Source organism: Bacterioplanoides sp. (assembly GCF_965219715.1).
Classification (GTDB): Bacteria; Pseudomonadota; Gammaproteobacteria; order Pseudomonadales; family Oceanobacteraceae; genus Bacterioplanoides.
In genome coordinates, this window is record NZ_OZ244785.1 from 2,512,588 (window position 1) to 2,534,186 (window position 21,599).

Annotated in this window: 18 protein-coding genes; 8 read left to right on the plus strand and 10 right to left on the minus strand. The window is 48.8% G+C overall.

The window, feature by feature from the left end; translation table 11 throughout:
• Positions 1-66: 66 nt before the first annotated feature.
• Entirely contained in the window at positions 67-1,206 is a 1,140-nt protein-coding gene (locus ACOQOZ_RS11895; protein WP_420588386.1) for an efflux RND transporter periplasmic adaptor subunit, read from the plus strand.
• Complete coding sequence (locus tag ACOQOZ_RS11900; RefSeq protein WP_420588387.1) at positions 1,203-4,316, plus strand: efflux RND transporter permease subunit; 3,114 nt, start codon at positions 1,203-1,205, stop codon at positions 4,314-4,316. The genes ACOQOZ_RS11895 and ACOQOZ_RS11900 overlap by 4 nt, the downstream gene beginning before the upstream one ends.
• Here ACOQOZ_RS11900 and ACOQOZ_RS11905 read toward each other — a convergent pair.
• Entirely contained in the window at positions 4,313-5,437 is a 1,125-nt protein-coding gene (locus ACOQOZ_RS11905; RefSeq protein ID WP_420588388.1) for a helix-turn-helix transcriptional regulator, read from the minus strand. The two genes, ACOQOZ_RS11900 and ACOQOZ_RS11905, sit on opposite strands and share 4 nt — an antisense overlap.
• A 366-nt stretch (positions 5,438-5,803) precedes the next feature.
• Here ACOQOZ_RS11905 and ACOQOZ_RS11910 point away from each other — a divergent pair, with 366 nt between their 5' ends.
• A complete protein-coding gene (locus ACOQOZ_RS11910; RefSeq protein ID WP_420588389.1) occupies positions 5,804-6,520 on the plus strand; it encodes a TrmH family RNA methyltransferase in 717 nt (238 codons plus the stop codon).
• Positions 6,521-6,570: 50 nt separating this feature from the next.
• On the opposite strand, the gene ACOQOZ_RS11915 is transcribed toward ACOQOZ_RS11910, so the two are convergent.
• Both ACOQOZ_RS11915 and ACOQOZ_RS11920 read right to left on the minus strand, forming a co-directional pair.
• A complete protein-coding gene (locus ACOQOZ_RS11915; protein ID WP_420588390.1) occupies positions 6,571-7,275 on the minus strand; it encodes a substrate-binding periplasmic protein in 705 nt (234 codons plus the stop codon).
• A 172-nt stretch (positions 7,276-7,447) separates the two neighbouring features.
• The gene (locus ACOQOZ_RS11920) at positions 7,448-8,467 is read right to left on the minus strand and encodes a methyl-accepting chemotaxis protein (protein ID WP_420588391.1); all 1,020 of its coding nucleotides are present in this window, start codon (positions 8,465-8,467) and stop codon (positions 7,448-7,450) included.
• Positions 8,468-8,730: 263 nt separating this feature from the next.
• Between ACOQOZ_RS11920 and tkt the strand changes: the two genes are divergently transcribed.
• Together tkt and ACOQOZ_RS11930 are read left to right on the plus strand one after the other, a co-directional pair.
• On the plus strand, positions 8,731-10,719 hold the full coding sequence (gene tkt, locus ACOQOZ_RS11925; RefSeq protein WP_420588392.1) for a transketolase: 1,989 nt from the start codon (positions 8,731-8,733) through the stop codon (positions 10,717-10,719).
• Between the two features lie 261 nt (positions 10,720-10,980).
• The gene (locus tag ACOQOZ_RS11930; protein WP_420588393.1) at positions 10,981-12,360 is read left to right on the plus strand and encodes an 8-oxoguanine deaminase; all 1,380 of its coding nucleotides are present in this window, start codon (positions 10,981-10,983) and stop codon (positions 12,358-12,360) included.
• A gap of 53 nt (positions 12,361-12,413) precedes the next feature.
• Here the strand turns inward: ACOQOZ_RS11930 and ACOQOZ_RS11935 are convergent, their stop codons facing one another.
• The 7 genes from ACOQOZ_RS11935 to gatC form a co-directional block, all read right to left on the minus strand.
• Positions 12,414-12,992 (minus strand): hypothetical protein, encoded by a 579-nt coding sequence (locus ACOQOZ_RS11935; RefSeq protein WP_420588394.1) that lies wholly within the window; start codon positions 12,990-12,992, stop codon positions 12,414-12,416.
• A gap of 87 nt (positions 12,993-13,079) precedes the next feature.
• Positions 13,080-13,805, minus strand: coding sequence for a tellurite resistance TerB family protein (locus ACOQOZ_RS11940; RefSeq protein ID WP_420588395.1), 726 nt, complete (start codon positions 13,803-13,805; stop codon positions 13,080-13,082).
• 123 nt (positions 13,806-13,928) lie between these two features.
• A complete protein-coding gene (locus ACOQOZ_RS11945) occupies positions 13,929-14,399 on the minus strand; it encodes an NADAR family protein (RefSeq protein ID WP_420588396.1) in 471 nt (156 codons plus the stop codon).
• Between the two features lie 13 nt (positions 14,400-14,412).
• A complete protein-coding gene (locus ACOQOZ_RS11950) occupies positions 14,413-15,075 on the minus strand; it encodes a hypothetical protein (RefSeq protein ID WP_420588397.1) in 663 nt (220 codons plus the stop codon).
• Between the two features lie 53 nt (positions 15,076-15,128).
• Positions 15,129-16,580: an Asp-tRNA(Asn)/Glu-tRNA(Gln) amidotransferase subunit GatB gene (gene gatB / locus ACOQOZ_RS11955; RefSeq protein ID WP_420588398.1), complete on the minus strand. Its 1,452-nt coding sequence runs from the start codon at positions 16,578-16,580 to the stop codon at positions 15,129-15,131.
• A 12-nt stretch (positions 16,581-16,592) separates the two neighbouring features.
• On the minus strand, positions 16,593-18,059 hold the full coding sequence (gene gatA, locus ACOQOZ_RS11960) for an Asp-tRNA(Asn)/Glu-tRNA(Gln) amidotransferase subunit GatA (protein WP_420588399.1): 1,467 nt from the start codon (positions 18,057-18,059) through the stop codon (positions 16,593-16,595).
• Positions 18,060-18,080: 21 nt separating this feature from the next.
• Complete coding sequence (gene gatC, locus ACOQOZ_RS11965) at positions 18,081-18,368, minus strand: Asp-tRNA(Asn)/Glu-tRNA(Gln) amidotransferase subunit GatC (RefSeq protein ID WP_068659808.1); 288 nt, start codon at positions 18,366-18,368, stop codon at positions 18,081-18,083.
• 223 nt (positions 18,369-18,591) lie between these two features.
• On the opposite strand from gatC, the gene ACOQOZ_RS11970 reads away from it, so the two are divergent.
• The 3 genes from ACOQOZ_RS11970 (at position 18,592) to mreC (ending at position 21,595) form a co-directional block, all read left to right on the plus strand.
• Positions 18,592-19,629 carry a rod shape-determining protein gene (locus tag ACOQOZ_RS11970; protein ID WP_068659810.1) on the plus strand — a complete coding sequence of 346 codons (1,038 nt, stop codon included), beginning with the start codon at positions 18,592-18,594 and terminating at the stop codon, positions 19,627-19,629.
• Positions 19,630-19,757: 128 nt separating this feature from the next.
• The gene (locus tag ACOQOZ_RS11975) at positions 19,758-20,639 is read left to right on the plus strand and encodes an SDR family oxidoreductase (protein ID WP_420588400.1); all 882 of its coding nucleotides are present in this window, start codon (positions 19,758-19,760) and stop codon (positions 20,637-20,639) included.
• Between the two features lie 143 nt (positions 20,640-20,782).
• Entirely contained in the window at positions 20,783-21,595 is an 813-nt protein-coding gene (gene mreC, locus ACOQOZ_RS11980; RefSeq protein ID WP_420588401.1) for a rod shape-determining protein MreC, read from the plus strand.
• The last annotated feature ends 4 nt before the right edge of the window (positions 21,596-21,599 follow it).

The following is a 21,599-nucleotide window of genomic DNA, read 5'->3' on the forward strand; positions in this document are numbered from 1 at the left end:
ACTAACAACCTGAACTGACCACATCGCTTTGATATTCATCACTCCAACAGCAGGAGAATCATCACTATGTCTGCAGCACCAGCCAGCCGCAAATGGCTTTATTCGTCGATTCTGATTTTTATTCTGGTGCTGGCCTGGCTGGTGTTAATGGTGCCCGAACCGGAAACCAAAGTTCAAAAAGAAACTATTCTGCTGCCGGTTTCCGTCGTGCCATTACAACCACAAAATTACCAGGTTCAGGTCAACGCCAGTGGTATTACGCAGGCACGCTGGCCAACCCGATTAGTGGCTGCGGTGGATGGCCGTATCAGTGAATTGTCTGCCCGCCTTGAACCAGGCGTATTGGTAAACGATGGTCAGTTATTATTAAAAATTCAGGACAGCCAGTATCAGGCACAACTCGACAGCGCCCGCAGTCGCCTGGCCAATGCGCAATTAAACCTGGAAAAAACGCTGCACGAACAAACGGTCGCTCAGCGCTCGGGTGGCAAGCTGCGAACACCTTATGCGCGCTATGAACCACAAGTGGCATCGGCACAGGCCGATGTTAAAGCAGCCACTAGTGAATTAAAAAATGCCCAGCAAAGATTAAAAGACACAGAAATTCACGCGCCTTTCGCAGCGATTATTCTGCAACGCCTGGTTACACCGGGTCAGTGGCTGCCAACAAGCAGTGAAACGTTTGTGATTGCGGCCAGCGACTCAATCGATATCAAAGTTGAAATGCCAGAGAGCGATTGGGCGCAATTACCGCAGCTCAGCAATGGCAACGCAGTTTCAGTCGCCACCAATAACGGTGAACAATGGCAGGGCAAAGTGCGTTACATCAGCCCGGTACGGGAAAAAAGCACACGTCAACGCAGCCTGATTGTTAAAGTTGATTCACCGTATCAGCCGCAACAACAGCAACTGCCACTATTACCGGACACCCAGGTTGACCTGACCTTTAACGGCAATGAACAACAACAGGTATTTGTTGCACCGGCGTCGGTACTGACTGAAGACGGCAATATCTGGAGTGTAAACGCACAAAACCTGTTACAGCAGGAAGAAGTTGAACTGCTGGCTCAAAGTGTTGAGCAGGTGGTTGTGCGCTTTAAACAACAACCACAGCAACCGCGCCAGGTTGTACTCTACCCTCTGGGCTCAATGATAAATGGCCAACAGGTTATGCCACAACCAACCTCAGTGGAGGCGGTGCAATGAAGTGGTTAACCAATTGGTTTATCGATAACCCGGTTGCTGCCAACTTACTGATGGTAATGATCCTCGCCGGAGGTATTTTGTCGATTGGTACTATTCGGGTGGAAAGCTTCCCTCAGATTCCACCGAGCCGGATTAATATTAATGTGGTTTATCCAGGTGGCACCGCTGCTCAGGTCGACGAGAGTATTACCCAACGAGTTGAAGATGCCATCAGCTCCATCCCCGGCATTGAAAAGATTACCTCGATATCTCAGCCTGGCTTATCCAGCGTTACCGTTAAAAAAACGACCGATACTGATCTGAGCCGCTTACTAGATGATATTCGTAATAAAGTGAATGTTATTCAGGGCTTTCCACTGGCAGCAGAACGACCACAGGTCGTGCGTGATGAATTCACTAATCTGGCAGCATACGTGGTGGTCTATGGTGATGTTGATAGCAACACGTTAAAGCAGTCTGCAATTCGCACCGTTCAGGCATTAAAAGCGCACCCGGAAATTTCTCAGGTAACCAATCTGGCCGACTCCCGCCAACTGTTAACTATTGAGCCGGACCCGGAAAAATTACGTCAATATAATCTTAATATCAGTGGCTTAAATCAGCGTATTAAGCAGTGGTCACTGGAATATCGCAGTGGTGAACTGAAAACCGCACAGGGGACACTGGTGCTGCGCAGCGATATGACCGCCGATACGTTACTCAAACTGCGCAATTTACCGGTTATTAACACCCAGGAAGGCACGGTTTATTTAAAAGATATTGCAGAGATTAAACGTGGTTTTAATCAGGAAGATTCGGTTGTTCGTTATCAGGGCAAACCTGCAGCTGCGATTCTGGTGTCCACCAGCCGTAAGGATAACCTGTTACACGTCAGTGAGGCGATTCAGCAGGTCTTTAAACAGGTTAAGCCAGCGCTGCCTGCAAACGTCGAGCTCGACGCCATGGCGGATATGGCCCCCTATATTAAAGATCAGCTTAACCGTTTAGGTAACAACGCATGGCAGGGGTTATTAATTGTTTTGCTGTTGCTCGGGCTGTTCCTGAATATCAAACTGGCGTTTTGGGTGGCAGTTGGTATTCCCGTGTCTCTGGCCGGTGCTCTGTGGTTAATGGGGCCATTGAATTACACCATTAATGACATCACCTTGTTCGGCATGATTCTGGTTTTGGGGGTATTAGTTGATGATGCAGTGGTCGTTGGTGAAAGCATTCATACCGCCAGAGGGAAAATCGCTAATCCGCGAGATGCTGCACGCAGTGGCGTGGAGGCTGTTGCCACCGCAACTGTTTTTGGTGTGCTGACAACCATCGCCGCTTTTTCTCCCATGCTGTGGATTAAAAATGAACTGGCGCAGGTATTGGCCGGGTTTTCCGCCATTGTTATTCTCGCGCTGATTTTCTCTCTGGTGGAAAGTAAATTTATTCTACCCGCACACCTCGCCCATTCCAGAGAGGGCAAAGACAATAAATTAAGCCGAATTATTAATCGGGCAAGAATGGCATGCCTTGGTGCACTCGACCATTTTGGTGATAAGTATTATCTGCCAGCTCTGCGCTTTTCGTTGCATAACAAAACGGCAGTACTGATGTTGTTCGTCAGCTTTATGGTATTGGCCTACGGTTTATGGAGTCACGGCACCATTAAAGCTGCATTTTTCCCGGAAATTCCTGGCCGTTTCGCCCAGGTAAAAGTCACCATGAACCTGGATGCTCCGGCACCACTGGCGATAAAAGGCAGCGCTCAATTAGAACGAGCATTAAAAGTGACTGACGAGTCATTGCAGCAGGATTTTGATTTATCCTCTTCCGCGATTGAGCGCGCCTTTGTATACACCGAGGCCGCCGAATCCATTGAAGTAGTAGCAGAGCTGACAACAGAAGCATTATCAACCATACCGGCCAATGAGCTGTTAAAACGCTGGCAATCCAACGCCGGTGTTATCGAAGGTGCTTATTCAAGTAAATTCACCGCAGCGGATGAGCCCGCTGGCGGCACCGTATTATCCATCACCTCCCGCGACCGGGAACTGTCTCGCCGGGTAGCACAACAATTAAAACCTTTGTTAGAACAGCAAACCGGTGTTAACGATGTGTATGACGACAGTCAGGGTGGTCAGCGGCAGTTGCGCTTAACTATCAACCAGCAAGGTCGGCAACTGGGACTCACACAAGCTGATCTGGCACTGATCGTTGGCGGTGCATTCGGTAATCTGGAAGTGCAGCGCCTGCTATATAAGGGTGAAGAAACCCGAATTCAATTACGCTTACCAGAAAATCTGCGACGCACTCAGGAACAGCTACATGCAACTCCCGTACAGGTTGGTGAAAATAAATATGTATCGCTGGGAGAAATTGCAGACATTCAGTTCACCCGTGAAGCTCAGGTACTGTATCGACGTAACCGCGAAGGAGTCGTCAGTATTTATTGGCGTCAGAACCGGGATGTGGCAGCGCCGGAAGAGGTGTTAGCTGAACTGAAGAAAGACATTATTCCGCAGCTTGAACGCCAATATCCCGGAGTAAAAATTAAAGCCGCAGGTGAATTTGAAGAAATCAGCGAAGTAAAAGGTGGTTTCAAAAAGGCCATGATTCTGACCTTATTACTGATTTACGTTTTGCTGGCCGTGCCACTGAAGTCTTACTATCAACCTTTTATTATTATGTCGGTTATTCCCTTTGGCTATGCTGGTGCAATTTATGGCCATGGCCTGATGGGACTGCCAGTCAGTATCTTATCGCTGTTTGGCATGATGGCGATGACAGGTGTGGTCATTAACGACTCTCTGGTTTTAATGACACGCTTCAATCAGAACTACCACGAACAGGGAATGTCGGTAAAAGATGCGTTAATCGATGCCGGCCGAAGCCGCTTGCGAGCTATTTTTCTGACAACCGTTACAACAGTTTGTGGTTTATTGCCTTTATTAATGGAAACATCGGAACAGGCGCAATATTTAAAACCAGCAGCTGTCTCATTGGTGTTTGGAGAGTTGTTCGCGACACCGATTACACTGATTTTAATTCCACTCTTGTTGGCACTGGGCAAATACAAGCGCGATCCGCATAGCAACAAGAACAACAGCACCGGGCCACAGCCAGCAGTAAATTAGGCGACTGGCATGGCCCGGATCAGATTAACCAGCTCAAGCTGACCTTTTACAGCGGCTTTCTGATAACAATTAGAAAGCTGCTCCTTAACGGTATGCAGGCTTTTACGATATTCATCCGCAATATGTTTCAGCGGCATGCCACTGCACAGTGCCAGACAACAGTCACACTCGGCAGCGGTAAAACCAAACATTTGCTGCAATACTTCCGCACGAGGTAATTGGTGGTTGAAATTTGAAATGGCATACACCATCACTCCCACAAAACATTCCAGCGACTCTTCATCGTGTTGCAGAACTTCTTCTGCATGCAGGTAATAGGACTGCTGATCATTAACCGGTAACAATACATCGTCTGGTTGATACACCAGACTTAAACCCTTAGTGGCACAAACCCGCTCAGTGATATTAACGTACATATCCTGGTTACGCTGAGGCTCACCAAAATCGAGCTGATTGTTTTTATCAAAAGAAAACAACTGCTGATCTATCAGATTATTCTGCATTGCTGCGTTAACCGTGATCAGCTCCCCAAACTCATTAAATAATGCAACCGGTAAAGGCATGCGGTCCATGACCTGTTTTAATCTGACCGAGTTTTTCTCCTGCTCAGCAATTTTCACCCTCAAATCCAGCGCTTTTTTCAGATACGGCGCTAAGGCATCCATACGGCCAATATCTTCTTCGGTGTAATGCCCAGCAGCATTGTTTCGGGTATGGTTGATAGCAAACGTCCATTGCTTATTACGGGAGATTGCACAGGCAGAACCGGCAATCATTCCCTGAGGAGTACACCAATATTTAAAAAATCGGTCGTATTTTCTCTGATCAACGGGTTTGTGCAGACTGGTGGAATAAAATCGCTGTTCGGGCCAGAAATCCAGTGCCAGCTGCAGAGGGTCTATATGGATGAATTCTTCCACATAAGATTGGTAAAACTCTTCATTGGGTTTAACCCCAGCCCACTCCTGAAAACGGATATCCATGGTTTCGCTGTGATAGGCGTAAAGATGGCAGGAATTCAGCTGAAACTCTGCGACAAACGCCTGCAAGAACGTTTGCCAGCCATTAATACTCTGATTGGCGGAGAACAAAAGTTCAATCAACGCCTGATTCTTGAGCATAAAAGCGTTCCTGCTTTGTACCATTTCCATTTGTCCCCTCCCCCTCTGTTTTAGGGATAAGTTTGAGGATGCATGAGTATCATTATTATTGAATTCACTCCACTTTAATTGTCTCTTTAGGCAAAAAAAGCAACACAAGATCAGTACCTGCTTAACGATTCCCCCCTTGATATTAGGGTAGGACACTCCGAGCCAGGCAATTATAGTGGCCTGGCTAACGCACACTCTCCTATGGTTCCGTTAGCGATTTTAGTGGTTGCGGCTCAGCCGCCTTAAGCCGGAGCATCTGCTCCGGCTTTTTTATGGGCTTTGGACAGACGCTAACGCGAGGTACAATGACTGGCTCGCAACCAGACAGCTGCTTCCATGAAACTCGACGACATCAAAAAACTGCATCAGAAAAAGTATCGCACCCAGTTCGGTCATTACCTGGTGGAAGGCGAGCACCTGATTCTGGAGCTGGAAAAAACGTCGCTCGATCATTGCGAAATTCTGGTCACTGAGAATTATCAGGAGTGGCCGACTCGTTTCAAAAAGACGCTGATCAGCAGCAAAAAAATGGCCGCCATTTCAGACACCAAGTCGCCACAAGGCATTATTGCGGTTGTTCCGTTTCCTTTGTCCGACGATGAAAAAGACGTGCAATCAACCAGCAAATCGATCTATTTATACGAAGTACAGGATCCGGGAAATCTGGGGACGATTTTACGCACGTTAGGTTGGTTTGGCGGCTATAAGTGTATTCTCAGCCCGGGCAGTGTCGATCCGTTTAACCCTAAAGTAGTGCGTTCCAGCATGGGGGCAATCTTCCATGTTGATATTGAGCAAGACGTCACTCTGGAGCAGCTGCAACAACGTTACCCACGCATTGCGACATTGGATATGCACGGTGCAGCGCTGAGCGAACCGTCTTTCAGTCAGTTTGATTGTTACCTGTTCGGTAATGAAGCCCGTGGTGTTCCGCAAGACGCATTAAGCGAGTTTGATGTGGCGCCATTTACAATCACCGGCAATGGCGCAATTGAATCGCTGAATCTTGCCACTGCGGTGAATATGGCGATGTATGAACTTAACCGCGGCTGACTCTGGATATGCAGTCAGTAACTCACGCCATTTTAACTGGCAGTAGCTGATCAACGTCCGTAAGAGCGTTCAATATCACTGAAGGCGCCATCTTTAATCAGCTCAGCAACCGCTTCATTAAAGGCATCAACAACAGCTTCATCCGTTTCTTTATTAAATGCCAGATACAATGGCGAGCTATTAAAAGTCAGCACTTTGCGGGGAATCATATCCACCGTGTCTGAGGCAACATAAGGCGCATGAAGCTCGTCGGAAACCCACAAATCGATCAGCCCTCTTTGCAGACGTAACGGATTCTGCAAACCGTCATTGATGACCGAAACATTGTAGCCACGTTCAACAAGGTACTCGGTCATCACGTCAGACTTATACCCGCCTATTTTGTACTTCTTAGCATCTTCAAGCGTTTTCAGCTTGATATCAGAATCAGGATGGGCGAACAGTGACCAGCCCATGCTGGTCAGCGGACCAACCCATGAGAACCAGGCATCGCGTTCTTCCGTTCGAGCAGTGCAAAAAATGCCGTGGCCTGATTTACGTTTAACGCGGTTAATTCCGTACTGCCAGTTACGCACTCGCATTTGAATGTCATAGGGAACTTTCGTCATCGCAGCTTTAACCATATCGGTACATATACCGCTGATTTCTTCTGCATTATGAGCGAATGGCTGACCTGTCAGGGTCATGGTGTATGGCGGGTAATGATCGGTAAAAAGATGCAGCTTGTCCTTCGCTGCGGCAGGGGCTGCCATCATGAGGAGTAACAAGAACCCGATTGTCGACTGCCGAACCATACCTTTCTCCAAAACGAAGCTAAGTTTAAATGCTAAGTGACCAGCGCACTCTTACCGTTAAAACATTCTTAGTGATGGTATACAGTATTACAAACACACATCAGAGACAACCGTGAGCATTCGTTGATGCTGATCAGCTACTCAATTCAGCCAGCTGCTGGCGGATATCGGCCGACAATTGCATGTTTTCAGCAGAGCCATGCTGAGAAGCCAGCGCATCTTCCTCGAGCTTACCGAGATCTTTGGCAATCTCCTGTGCATTCAGTGTTTGCGCTTCGGTCTGGCGAATCATATTAGCCAGCATGCCTTCAACCTGGTGCAATGCCGCTTCGGCATTCACTGACATATTTTCACTGGCGGCTTCACTTTCATTCATATCCGCCAGTGTTTGCTCCATTTGCTCACGAAATTCCCGCGAGCTTTTCAGAAACTCCTGCTCGGTATCGGTTAAGCCGTTTAACAGCTCATTGATTTTCTCGGCCTGCTGGCCTGCATGTGCCGCAAGATTTTTCACCTCATCGGCCACCACCGCAAAACCACGGCCAGCCTCTCCGGCACGGGCTGCTTCAATCGCAGCATTTAACGCCAACAGATTGGTTTGCTCAGAAATGCCACGAATGGTTTGCGCCATTTCATGAATTTCCTGGAATTGCTGATCAAAGCTCTGAAGCCGAACCTGTTGCTGACCAGACCAGTCAACCGCATTATTCAACTGCATACACAAGCGCTTAATTTTGGGATCGTTATCGCGAATACTGGCCGCCAGTTCATCCATCACGGCATGACAGGCGCGGGTTTGTTCGGCAATCTGGCCAGCATCCGCAGACAACTCTTCGGTTAACCGCACCATCTGCTGAGCATAATCGAGACGCTGCGCGGAGCATGCATTAACGTTTTGTGCGTTGTTCTGCACCTTGGCGACCAGCTCATCAACCTGAGTAATCTGTACCCGGTTGTCAGAGGCACTGATTTCGGGTTCAACATCATGACTGACCAAGCCAGGTGGTTCCTGATTGCCGTTAGCGCCCTGCCATAACAGCGCTACCGCGATCACTGCGCTTACCAGCGGCAGCCAGCCGAAGTCGGGCAATAACCAGTGAGTTGCAAACATTATCAGTAACGCAGCCAGTGCCATCAGGTGTCTTGAGGTCATTGCCAATCCTTGTCCATTGCGGTCATAAGGCCAGTATAGACATTACCTGCCTGACTTCCGCTCCAATTAGCCCGGAAATAAACCAAATCCGGTTTGCTGCAAATGCCAATCTGAGCGACAATGGCGCCCTTTTCGACCTGAGACAAAAGACTGATCAGATTTTGCTCGGGAACTGACTGATATCAGTGATATGAATCACGGGCAAAAACCGCCCATTCAGCCAGACTACAATGCATTGTTTACCATCACTTTAGGAGTCGTACATGACCTCTCGTTCCGAACTGGCCAATGCCATCCGTGCATTGAGCATGGACGCCGTTCAGAAAGCTAAATCAGGCCACCCTGGTGCCCCAATGGGCATGGCCGACATCGCCGAAGTGTTATGGAACGACTACCTGAAGCACAACCCGGAAAACCCGGATTGGGCTGACCGCGACCGCTTTATTCTGTCGAACGGTCACGGCTCTATGCTGATCTACTCCCTGCTTCATTTAGCCGGTTACGATCTGAGCATCGACGACATCAAAAACTTCCGTCAGCTGCACTCGAAAACTCCGGGTCACCCTGAATACGGTTACGCGCCAGGTATCGAAACCACTACCGGCCCTCTGGGTCAGGGCATCGCTAACGGCGTTGGTATGGCGACCGCTGAAAAAGTTCTGGCGGCTCAGTTCAACCGCGACGGCCACGACATCGTTGACCACCACACCTACGTATTCCTGGGTGATGGCTGCATGATGGAAGGTATCTCCCACGAAGCGTGTTCTTTGGCAGGTACTCTGGGCTTAGGCAAACTGGTTGCGTTCTACGACGACAACGGCATCTCCATTGATGGTGAAGTTGAAGGCTGGTTCACTGACGACACGGTTAAGCGTTTCGAATCTTACGGCTGGCAGGTTATCCCACGTGTTAACGGTCATGACCCAGAAGAGATCAAACAAGCGATCGAAACTGCCCGTGCGAACACCGAGCAACCAACCCTGATCTGCTGCAAAACCATCATTGGTTTTGGTTCGCCGAACAAAGAAGGCAAAGAAGACTGTCACGGCGCACCGCTGGGTGACGATGAAATTGCATTAACCCGTGAGCGTTTAGGCTGGAACCACGGTTCCTTCGAAATCCCTGAAAACGTTTACCAGGGCTGGAGCGCCAAAGAAAAAGGCGCCGCAGCTGAGCAAAGCTGGAACGACAAGTTCGCAGCTTACCAAGCGGCTTACCCGGAACTGGCGGCGGAATATAAGCGTCGTATGGCCGGTGACTTACCTGCTGACTTCTCTGCAAAAGCGCAGGCTTACATTGAAGAATGTCAGGCGAAAGGTGAAGAAGTGGCTTCCCGTAAAGCCTCTCAGAACACCCTGAACGCATTCGGTCCATTACTGCCGGAATTCCTGGGCGGTTCTGCTGACCTGGCTGGCTCTAACCTGACTCTGTGGAAAGACGCACAAGGCGTAAGCGAAACCGATGCTTCCGGTAACTACCTGTTCTACGGTGTACGTGAATTTGGCATGAGCGCCATGATGAACGGTATTGCGCTGCACAAAGGTTTTGTTCCTTACGGTGCAACCTTCCTGATGTTTATGGAATACGCTCGTAACGCCGTACGTATGGCAGCACTGATGAAGCAACGCTCCATCTTTGTTTACACCCACGATTCTATCGGTCTGGGTGAAGACGGCCCGACTCACCAACCAGTTGAGCAAGTGGCTAACCTGCGTAACACCCCGAACCTGGAAACCTGGCGTCCATGTGACACCGTTGAATCGGCAACGTGCTGGAAGTCTGCCGTTGAACGTGCCGACGGCCCAAGTGCGCTGATCTTCTCTCGTCAGGGTCTGCAACATCAGCAACGTACTGCTGAGCAGGTAAACAACATCGCGAAAGGTGGCTACATCCTGCGTGATTGCGAAGGCACTCCGGATGCCATCATTATCGCCACCGGTTCTGAAGTGAAACTGGCGATGGAAGCGGCTGAGCAGCTGTCTGGTAAGCAAGTTCGTGTTGTTTCTATGCCATCTGCTGAAGTGTTCTGCAAACAAGACGCCGCTTATATCGAATCTGTACTGCCAGCTGCTGTGACTGCTCGCGTAGCGGTTGAAGCACTGCACAAAGACTTCTGGTACAAGTTTGTTGGCCTGCAAGGCAAGATCATTGGAATGGAAACTTTCGGTGAATCTGCACCAGCTGGCGAACTGTTTAAAGAGTTTGGCATTACTACTGATGCCGTTGTTGAAGCAGTAAACAGCCTGGTGTAACTGCCAGCTATCTCGCTTTAAAAACGCTAAAAATAAAAGCCGCAATTGTTAACCAATTGCGGCTTTTTTATTTCCCGATCTCTTGTTAGCATTCTCTTCAGCAGATTAACACGCAAGTCACTGCCCTAACTCAGAAGCCATTTTTTCAGGCTTCTGATCCCTTAATCCCGGGAGTGACTATCTGCGCTATGTATCTCTTCTGTTTCTGTCAGAACATCACCAGATCTCGTCACTTCCCACTCTTTTTCAAGAGGAATTGTTATGTCGACGAGCGCAGCTGAATCAAGCACTACAGGTCGAAACCTGTGGATAAAACAGCCACTGGCTTGTTTTACCGCCAATAACAGTGATGCTACGAACGGTGTTGTAATTTGTGGTGATCAGATTATTGAAATGGTCGCCGAAGGTCAGCAACCGATATCTGAAATTCATCAGATATTTGATGCCAGAGAGCATGTATTACTGCCGGGTTTAATTAATACCCATCATCATTTTTACCAGACGCTGACTCGCGCCTGTCCACCCGCATTAAATAAAAAGCTATTTCCCTGGCTTCAAACTCTGTATCCGATCTGGGCAAAGCTCACACCGGAAGCACACGCCACGGCAACTGAGTTAGCAATGGTGGAACTGATGTTGTCCGGCTGTACTACGGCAGCAGATCACCATTATCTGTTTCCACACGGAATGGAGCAGGCCATTGATCAGCAAGCAGAAGTCGCCCTGAAATTAGGTATGCGTGCCACGTTTACCCGCGGCTCAATGACACTGAGCCAGAAGGATGGAGGCTTACCACCGGAAACCGTGGTTCAAACCGAACAACAAATCCTCGATGACAGTGAGAGTCTGATAAAACACTGGCATCAGCAAGATGAAAATTCTCTAGTCGAAATTGCTCTGGCGCCCTGTTCACCGTTTTCGGTCACTCAGGACATTATGAAAGCCAGCGCAGTATTGGCTGAAAAATACAACGTTGGTTTGCACACTCATTTAGCCGAAACCGAAGACGAAAATGATTTCTGTCTGAAGATGTTCGGCTTACGCCCACTGGATTATCTTGAGTCCGTCGGTTGGCTGAATAATCGCACCTGGCTGGCACATGGGATTCATTTTAACGATGAAGAGATTCAGCGATTGGGCAAAGCAGGCACCGGCATTTGTCATTGCCCGTCTTCCAATATGGTTTTAGCGTCTGGTATTTGCCGTGTGCGAGAATTAGTTCAGGCTGGCGCTCCGGTCGGCTTAGGCGTTGATGGCAGCGCATCCAATGATCACAGCAATTTAATGCAGGAAATGCGTCAGGCCTTACTAATTCAGCGCCTGCGTTATGAAGCCGATGAATTTACCCACTTTGATGCGCTCACGCTGGCAACCAAGGGTTCAGCATCTGTATTACGCAGGCAAAATATCGGCGAACTGGCGGTTGGCAAAAAAGCAGATTTCGCTTTATTTAAACTGGATGAACCAAGATTCAGCGGTGCTCATGACCCATTAGCCGCGCTGGTTTTATGCGGCGCATCACAAGCCGATGCGGTAATGATTAATGGCGAATGGAAAGTGAAAAATAAAGAGTGGTTAGAAGGTGATATCGAAGCACTGATGGCAAAACATCAGCAAGCGGCGAAAACCCTTTATAGCTGATAAATAAAAACGGGTGCCTGTATGCACCCGTTTTTATACAGTTCAGTAATTGCTTACCAGCGCCAGGTTGCGTGGATTGCAGAAGCAAAATCATCCGCCAGGAAATAACGGAACTGAACTTCTGCTCCCTTATTTTTGCCAAAGATTGCACCAAACTTAAGGTAAGTACCGACATCCAGTTCTATATCTTCGTTCGGACAGTCTGAACAGTTGGCAACAGTACGATCCAGTGAATACTTCACCACACCGGCACCAGCAACAGCACGAACGGATTCATGGAAAGCATAACGGTAATTAATATCGGCAAACAGCGATAAGCCAGAAACACTTTCTTTTTTGGTTTCGACTTTTCCGGTTGTTGTATTGCGCACACGCACTTCATCCGAATCTTCGTCATCACCGCCGGTCAAACCAAAACCACCACCCAGAGCAATCTGAGACGCACCATCTAAGGACCAGGCTGCTTCACCTGACAGTCCCAGAGAAATTAAGCTGGTACCGATGCGGGAAGCCGTTGCCGGCTCATCTTCAATCGTTACACTTTCCAGGTATAAGCCACTGGCGAATTGGGTTTCTGAAACAGCAGGAAGGGCTAACGCACACAGCGAGATACCCACTAAAATCCCTTTCATAATGTATTACCTTAAATGGTCGGTTTAATTGAGAGGCGGCATAATACCAACCGACCAAGGCTTGACGCAATCTTTACGTACCATCGTTCAATGATTGCGTATCTGTGCTTCCAGCTCTTCAACCAGCTCCCGGGCTAAACCAAGCTGTTTGGCTAATTCCTGCAGATATGCCTTCTCCATAAAGTTCTGCTCATCAATCATAATTGCCGAAGCGAGGTACACCTCTGCCGCTTCTTCCGGTGTACTTACCTGAGCTGCCACTTCTGCCGGATCGAGCGGTTTACTCAGCTCCTGTTCGACAAACTGATTAACCTCGATTGTTGCACCCATAGACTGTACCGCTGACTGAATCCGGTTTTGCTCTGCATCATCGATATGGCCGTCTGCCTTGGCAGCGGCAATCATGGCTGATAACAGTAATAAACTTTCCCGATCCTGAAGATCGGAATGTGTCGTCGACGCAAGTGCAGGTTGTGATTGATGTTTGATTGCCGCCTGAGGCTGTGATGTGTCAGCTGCAGGTTCTGTTTTGCTGCTTTGCCACTTCTGATAGGTCTTATAAGCCACCGCAGCCAACGCCGCGGTACCACCCACCTGCAACGCAGTTTTCCCCAGCTTACGGCCACTCTTGGAGCCCAGCAGCAAACCTAATGCACCGCCACCCAAAGCACCTTTGCCCAGTGTCGATAACGTATCGCTGCGTGCCTGACCTTCCGCCGGGATATTCAGAGCATTCTCAGCGCCCTGTTTGCCCTGCTGGGCTAAATCCGTTGCGGAGCTGAGGAACATATTCACCAGACCTTTGATATCCATTGTGGTTACCTGTTTTACGTTTTAAACAGATATCAGAATACGGATCTGGTTTTCAGATTGGGTCAGGGTTGGTGAGTAAATGATGGGAAAGGTTTAGATGTGTATTGGCGCCGATTGCGACGATTACTCGCTGGCTTCCTGACGTAACTTCTCGCGAATATTCATCAGGATCTTTCCGAACTGGTTTTCTCCACGGCGGTCGCGACCACAGCCCCAGAAGTAATCGTAACTGTTGTTTTCCACCAGGGTTTGATCACCACTGTTTAGCAAAGCGGCAGCGACTTCCGGGTGAGCCTTGCACTTGGTGTACATGGCGCGGGTCATTAACACCTGACGGCGTTGTTTCCAGTCTTTACGGCGCTGCCAGAAACGCCACCTGGTCATTTTAATCGCATCTTCTGCAGTTTTAGCGTTGCGGATTTTTTCCTGGAAAGCTGGGTTATCAAACTGCATCGCCTGGAAGTAGTGCTCAGCACTCGGCCAGTCTTGTTCATCCAGATAGAAACCATGCAGTGAGGCACTGCCTAATAACTCGTTGGCATCGTGGCGTGAGAAAAAGTGTGAGTTCAGGTTTTCTTCTGGAAACAGTCCCATAACGACTCGATATCTATCTCTTATAAATTACGTCATAGTCACGAATAGCAACTAATGCCGAGTTGAATGCGGCAGCAGAATCAAAAGCACACTGAAGCTTTGTAGCAACCAGTTCCAAATTTTCAGTATTGTGAAGGTCATTATCCTTCAAAAATTTATAAGCATCATTCAATTCCCTATTTGCCTTCATCGCTGTTTCTTCAACAGCCTGTAGTTTTTTTCGAAAATGGATAGATACGGAGTTGAACTTACTCTGTCCAACTAAATCAATAGATGCCAAACAACTGAATTTATCCAGGTCTAACTCAGGCATGTCCTGAAATTCTTCACCACTTATAGTCGACGACTTACAGTTTGTAACGTAGATTTCTAAATCATGTACTGAAAATAATAATTTTAAGGATATATCACCAAGACTTTTAATCTCTTCTGATATTGACTGTAAAAACTCTTTGTCCCATAAGCTTTGATGAGATTCTTTCCACTCTTGATATGACATCACCGCATAAAATGCGGCATAGACAGTGACAATGTAGTACGTAACCTCTAGCGCATCTTTAAGGCTTGACACACCAAAGAAGTTTTCTTGATAGTCCTCGAAGAACCCAGCAAAAAGTACAGCGTGGGGCAATAGAAAAACAGCAGGAAAAAACCAAGCTAAATGACGGGAAGTCATGCAGTAAAGTCCATTTCAAAAAAATCAAAAAAGGGGCCGAAGCCCCTTAATAATCAACCCAGCTCAGAAAGCTTCTTCTTCAGAACTTCCATTACAACCTGCGGGTTAACACCTTTCGCTGCTTTACGAGTGGCACCAATAAATGGCCCCATCGCTTTGCCACGTTTTTCTTCCGGTGTGGCCAGGTAGGTTTCCACCAGCTTAGCGTTATCCGCTAATACCTGCTCAACGATCGCTTCGATAGCGCCAGTATCAGATACCTGTTTCAGACCTAATGAATCCACTAAACCATCAACATCATCACCTTTGCCTTCCAGCAGTGCATTAAAGACTTCTTTCGCGCCACCGTTATTCAGGGTGTTGTCTTTAATCAGCACCAGAATACGACCTAACTGTTCGGCATTAACTGCTAATTCAGTGACATCGATTTCCAGACGGTTCAGAGCAGCTGATACATCTGCCTGCACCCAGTTGGCCGCCAGTTTGTAATCGTTAGCAATTTTCGCCGCGTCTTCGAAGTAGTGAGCTAAGTCGCGGTTAGACGCAATCACAGCTGCGTCAGTTGCGCTTAAGCCATGATCTTTAACAAAACGCGCACGCTTGGCATCCGGTAACTCCGGCAGTGTTTCGCGAACGGCTTCGATGTAGTTATCGTCGATAATAACTGGCAATAGATCCGGGCACGGGAAATAACGGTAGTCGTTCGCCACTTCTTTCGAGCGCATAGAACGGGTTTCGTTTTTATCCGCATCGTACAGGCGCGTTTCCTGAACGATCACACCGCCGTCTTCCAGTACATCCATCTGACGTTCGATTTCTACTTCAATCGCACGCTCAACGTTACGGAAAGAGTTCACGTTTTTAATTTCAGTACGGGTACCGAATTCTTCCTGGCCTTTCGGACGCAGAGAAACGTTACAGTCACAACGCATAGAGCCCTGGGACAGATCACCGTCACACACGCCTAAGTAGGTCACGATGCTGTGCATCTTACGGAAATACGCAGCGGCTTCTTTGGCGGAACGTAATTCCGGCTCAGAAACAATTTCGATTAACGGTGTACCGGCACGGTTTAAATCGATACCAGAAAATCCGTCGAAACCTTCGTGTACCGATTTACCGGCATCTTCTTCCAGGTGGGCACGGGTTACATTAATGCGGCGCGTCTCGCCGTCATCCAGCTCAATATCGATATGACCCATGCCTACGATTGGGTGATGCAGCTGAGTGGTCTGATAACCTTTTGGCGAATCCGGGTAGAAATAGTTTTTACGATCAAACACGGATTTTTTACCAATTTCCGCATCAATCGCTAAACCGAATTTCACCGCCATACGCAGTGCTTCTTCGTTAAATACCGGTAAAACACCCGGTAAACCCAGATCAACAGCGTTAGCCTGGGTGTTGGCTTCAGCACCGTAAGCGGTACTGGAGCCCGAGAAAATTTTGGATTTAGTCGACAGCTGAGCGTGAATCTCAAGGCCGATTACAACTTCCCATTCCATGATGCAGCCCCCTTAAATGCCAGCCGGTGTTTTTAAATGCCAGTCGGTTGCTTGCTGGAATTTATGGCCAGCATTTAACAGACGTGCTTCGTCGAAATAATTACCAATTAACTGCAGGCCAACCGGTAAGCTCTTTCCACCTTCAACAGCCACTTCACCACATGGCACAGACATACCCGGCAGACCCGCCAGGTTCAGTGCGATGGTGAAAATATCTTCCAGGTACATAGCCACCGGATCATCACCTTTTTCACCGGCTTTAAATGCTGGTGTTGGTGTTACCGGGCTCATGATCATGTCGACGTCTTTAAAGGCTTCAACAAAGTCGTTTTTAATTAAACGACGAACCTGTTGTGCTTTTTTGTAGTAAGCATCGTAGAAACCCGCAGACAGCGCATAAGTACCGACCATGATGCGGCGTTTAACTTCGTCACCAAAACCTTCGCCACGGGAGCGAACGTACAGATCGTTAATATCTTTTGGATCTTCACAACGGTAACCAAAACGAACACCGTCCATACGAGACAGGTTGGCCGAACATTCTGCCGGAGCAACGATGTAATACGCTGGAACCGCCAGGTGGGTATTTGGCAAAGAAATCTCTTTCACCTTCACACCCTGGTTTTCGTATTCTTTAATGGCGTTCATTACTTGCTGCTGCATTTCCGGCGATAAATCATCGCGGAAATATTCAGTTGGCAGACCAACCGTCATACCTTCCAACGAATTATTCAGCGTCGCGGTGTAATCCGGAATTTCATGATCAACACAGGTCGAGTCTTTGTTATCAAAGCTCGCCATTACGTTCATCATCATCGCCGAGTCTTCAGCAGTACGGGTCATGGTACCGGCCTGATCCAGACTGGAAGCAAACGCGATCATGCCGTAACGGGAAACACGACCGTAAGTTGGTTTCAGACCGGTAATACCACATAGGGCCGCAGGCTGACGAATCGAACCACCGGTATCGGTTGCCGTAGCACCTGGAACCAGACGTGCAGCAACCGCCGCCGCCGAGCCACCGGAAGAACCACCTGGAACACGATCGGTATCCCACGGGTTTTTCACCGCACCGTAATACGAGCTTTCGTTGGATGAACCCATAGCGAATTCATCCATGTTGGTTTTACCCAAACACACTGCACCGGCTTTATTAAAGTTGTCGGCAACAGTGGAATCGTATGGCGCTTCAAAGTTGCTCAGCATTTTCGATGCACAGGTGGTTAACACACCTTCGGTACAGAAAATATCTTTATGAGCCATCGGTACACCGGTCCAGGCTTCGGCGTTACCCGCAGCGCGACGTTCGTCGGCGGCTTTTGCCTGAGCCAGTGCCTGTTCTTCAGTGACGGTAATAAAGCTGTTGTAGTCGCCGTCTTTATCTTTAATACGGCCTAATAAATCCTGAGTGATTTCAACACTGGAATATTCACCAGCCGCTAACTCGCGGGAAATCTCAGCAATCGTTTTGTTATGCATATCTCAATATTCCTTTGCTGATCATTCAACCACTTTTGGCACGATGTAATGGCCTTCAGCCACTTGTGGTGCCACTTTCTGGAAACGCTCACGTTCGTTGGTTTCAGTCACAACGTCCGCACGCAGACGCTGTACTGCATCCAGAGGGTGAGCCATTGGTTCAACGGCAGAGGTATCGACGGCAGCTAACTGGTCTACCAAATCGAGAATATTGCTCAGGTTTTTCTGATATTCGCTGACTTGCGTATCATCGATTTGCAAACGCGATAACGCAGCGATATCACGTATCTGATCCTGATCCAGAGCCATACGGGTACTCCAGTAAATTAGATGATGAAAATTTGCAGCCCGGTTAAGGAGTCTTGCTCAAAAAAACAACAACAGAGCTACATAAAAGAAAGCGGAGAAGCCTAGCACAAATCCCTCTTGCTCTAAATAACTCTGCGCCCTTGCTCTAAATCCCCACCGTTGCTAGAGTTACTTCAATTTTTTTACCCGCCCCGAGTTGGGGATTAGTGCAGGGAAATTTTGGATGTTTAAGAAGTTAAGAAGCATGTTTTCCAGCGATCTGTCGATCGACCTGGGGACCGCCAACACGCTGATTTACATGCGTGATCAGGGAATCGTACTGAATGAGCCATCAGTAGTAGCGATTCGCATGCAAGGCCACGCCAAGAGCGTTGCAGCCGTTGGTGCTGAAGCAAAACGCATGCTGGGCCGTACGCCGGGTAACATTCAGGCCATTCGCCCAATGAAAGACGGCGTCATTGCAGACTTCGAAGTCACTGAAAAAATGCTGCAATACTTCATCAAAAAAGTTCACGAAAGCAGCTTCCTGCCACCAAGCCCACGCGTTGTTGTGTGTGTTCCTTATCAAGCGACCAAAGTAGAACGTCGTGCCATTATTGATTCGGTAATGGGTGCCGGTGCTTCCCGCGCTTACCTGATTTACGAACCAATGGCTGCAGCCATCGGTGCTGGCCTGCCGGTAGATGAAGCACGCGGCTCGATGGTTGTTGATATCGGTGGTGGTACCACAGAAATCGCCATTATCTCTCTGAGCGGCGTGGTTTACGCAGAATCCGTTAAAGTCGGTGGTGACCGTTTCGACGAAGCTATCGTAGCTTACATCCGCCGCAACTACGGCAGCCTGATTGGTGAAGCGACGGCTGAGCGTATCAAACAGGAAATCGGTACCGCTTACCCAGGCGGCGAAGTGCGCGAAATTGACGTACGCGGCCGTAACTTGGCAGAAGGTATTCCACGCAGCTTCACCCTGAACTCCAATGAAATTCTCGAAGCGCTGCAAGAGTCGCTGGCTGCCATCGTTCAGGCGGTTAAAGGGGCACTGGAGCAATCTCCGCCAGAACTGGCTTCCGACGTTGCCGAGCGTGGCATGGTATTAACCGGTGGTGGTGCCCTGTTACGTGATCTGGACAAACTGCTGAGCGAAGAAACCGGCTTACCGGTATTGGTCGCAGAAGATCCACTGACCTGTGTGGCTCGTGGTGGCGGTAAATTCCTCGAAACGGCCAGCGAACAACAGCTGGAAATGGCAGCGATGGATTAATCCTCAATGTCAGTTTCTGATCGCTGGCGTAAATAAACGTACAGTCGATTGCTTAAAAAGGCGGAGCTTTTATGCTCCGCTTTTTTGTATCTGGCGTTCAGGTTCAACACCACATTGAGGGAAATATAATGACGATTAAGGTATTAATTATTGGTTGTGGTGACGTCGGCAGCGAATGTGGCAAGCAGCTGCTGAACGATTGCAATCAGGACATCGAAATCATTGGCGTGCGCCGCAATGGTGATCAGTTACCTGAATCTTTTACCCGCATCAGCGCCGACTTTACCGACGCCAATACATTTATCGAAATCATCAAACAACAGCCTGCGGATTTTGTGATCTACAGCGCCGCCGCCACACAACACGACGAAGCCGGTTACCGCAGCGCCTACATTGATGGCTTAAACAATACGCTGGCCGCCATCGCACACTGGCCACAGGCGCCACAACACATATTCTTCACTTCCAGCACTGGCGTTTATCATCAGGCCGATCACAGCTGGGTCGATGAGACCTCCAGCACAGAACCCAAACGTTTCAGTGGCGCGCTAATGCTCGAAGCCGAACAATTGCTGACGAATCACAGCACTCCCTCGTCTGTCGTTCGTTTTTCCGGGATTTATGGCCCGGGCCGCAATCGCTTACTGGAAAATGTCCGCAGCGGCAAAGGCGCACCGCAAGAACCGCTGAGCTACAGCAACCGCATTCACCGTGACGATTGTGCTGGCGTTCTGGCGCATTTAATTCAGGCAAAACTGGCAGGCAAAAGCCTCGATGCCCTGTATCTCGCCAGCGATTGTTTACCCGTCAGTTTGCATGACGTAACTCAGTGGCTGGCGCAGCAATTGGATGTGGAATTAACCGACCTCAGCATGGGTCGTTTTGCCGGCAGTAAACGTTGCAATAATCGTCGCTTGCTCGACAGTGGTTACCGCTTTAAATACCCCGATTTCCGTGCGGGCTATCAGGAATTGCTCAAAGGCGTAAACACTTCGCATAATGACAGTTAACAGCCTATCAGTGAGTCGGTATAGTAAGGTCTTTACATTTAGCAGCGTCAGCTTCATTCGTCGTTCTGGTCATCGCTGACGGTAAGGAAATTATTATCAAATCTCAGTTTCAGATTCCCCAACAACAAGGGCAAAAGGTTGCCTTGATTGTTGTGCTTGCCATGGCGCTGATCTGGCTCGACAGCCACGCGCCCTGGCTCCAGCCGGTACGCCAGGTCAATGGTTATCTGATTCTGCCAGCACAAAAAGTGGCAGCGATTCCGGCCACCATGGCGAACTGGTTTGGTGAATCAGCCGCTACCCATCAGGAATTACTCAATCAAAACAAAAAACTCACCGCCCGAAATCTGATTCTGGAAACCAAGGCACAGCGACTGGCGTCGCTGGAAGCAGAAAATATCGAACTGCGTGAGTTGTTGTCGGCTTCGGAACAAGTTGATGACCGCGTACTGGTTACATCCTTAACCGCCGTCGACCCCGATCCTTTTTCCCAGCAAATCCTGATTGATAAAGGTGTTGAAGACGGCGTATTTATTGGCCAGCCAGTACTGGATGCCTTTGGCTTGTTAGGCCAGGTCATTGATGTGTTACCGCGCAGCAGCCGGGTATTGATGATTGCCGACCCGAACCACGCGATCCCGGTTCAGGTGAATCGTAATGGCGTACGTGCAATCGCCGCCGGCACCGGCAGTCTCGATGTACTGGAACTGATTTATGTCCCCAACACCGCAGACATTGAAGTCGGTGATCTGCTGGTCAGCTCCGGCCTTGGTGGCCGTTATCCGAAGGGGTATCCGGTGGCCACCGTCACCTCGGTCGAAAACATCTCAGGTAAATCGTTTGCTACGGTCACTGCCCAACCCAGCGCCCATCTGGATCGCAGTCGTCACCTGCTGCTGGTTTTCCAACAAGGGTCGGGCCAGGTGCCACCGGAAGCTTTGTGGAATAAGAAATAAGAGC

Coding starts and splice junctions, on each gene's coding strand:
- ACOQOZ_RS11895 (WP_420588386.1), top strand. CDS start 67: ATGTCTGCAGCACCAGCCAGCCGCAAATGGCTTTATTCGTCGATTCTG.
- ACOQOZ_RS11900 (WP_420588387.1), top strand. CDS start 1,203: ATGAAGTGGTTAACCAATTGGTTTATCGATAACCCGGTTGCTGCCAAC.
- ACOQOZ_RS11905 (WP_420588388.1), bottom strand. CDS start 5,437: ATGCTCAAGAATCAGGCGTTGATTGAACTTTTGTTCTCCGCCAATCAG.
- ACOQOZ_RS11910 (WP_420588389.1), top strand. CDS start 5,804: ATGAAACTCGACGACATCAAAAAACTGCATCAGAAAAAGTATCGCACC.
- ACOQOZ_RS11915 (WP_420588390.1), bottom strand. CDS start 7,275: ATGATGGCAGCCCCTGCCGCAGCGAAGGACAAGCTGCATCTTTTTACC.
- ACOQOZ_RS11920 (WP_420588391.1), bottom strand. CDS start 8,467: ATGACCTCAAGACACCTGATGGCACTGGCTGCGTTACTGATAATGTTT.
- tkt (WP_420588392.1), top strand. CDS start 8,731: ATGACCTCTCGTTCCGAACTGGCCAATGCCATCCGTGCATTGAGCATG.
- ACOQOZ_RS11930 (WP_420588393.1), top strand. CDS start 10,981: ATGTCGACGAGCGCAGCTGAATCAAGCACTACAGGTCGAAACCTGTGG.
- ACOQOZ_RS11935 (WP_420588394.1), bottom strand. CDS start 12,992: ATGAAAGGGATTTTAGTGGGTATCTCGCTGTGTGCGTTAGCCCTTCCT.
- ACOQOZ_RS11940 (WP_420588395.1), bottom strand. CDS start 13,805: ATGGATATCAAAGGTCTGGTGAATATGTTCCTCAGCTCCGCAACGGAT.
- ACOQOZ_RS11945 (WP_420588396.1), bottom strand. CDS start 14,399: ATGGGACTGTTTCCAGAAGAAAACCTGAACTCACACTTTTTCTCACGC.
- ACOQOZ_RS11950 (WP_420588397.1), bottom strand. CDS start 15,075: ATGACTTCCCGTCATTTAGCTTGGTTTTTTCCTGCTGTTTTTCTATTG.
- gatB (WP_420588398.1), bottom strand. CDS start 16,580: ATGGAATGGGAAGTTGTAATCGGCCTTGAGATTCACGCTCAGCTGTCG.
- gatA (WP_420588399.1), bottom strand. CDS start 18,059: ATGCATAACAAAACGATTGCTGAGATTTCCCGCGAGTTAGCGGCTGGT.
- gatC (WP_068659808.1), bottom strand. CDS start 18,368: ATGGCTCTGGATCAGGATCAGATACGTGATATCGCTGCGTTATCGCGT.
- ACOQOZ_RS11970 (WP_068659810.1), top strand. CDS start 18,592: ATGTTTAAGAAGTTAAGAAGCATGTTTTCCAGCGATCTGTCGATCGAC.
- ACOQOZ_RS11975 (WP_420588400.1), top strand. CDS start 19,758: ATGACGATTAAGGTATTAATTATTGGTTGTGGTGACGTCGGCAGCGAA.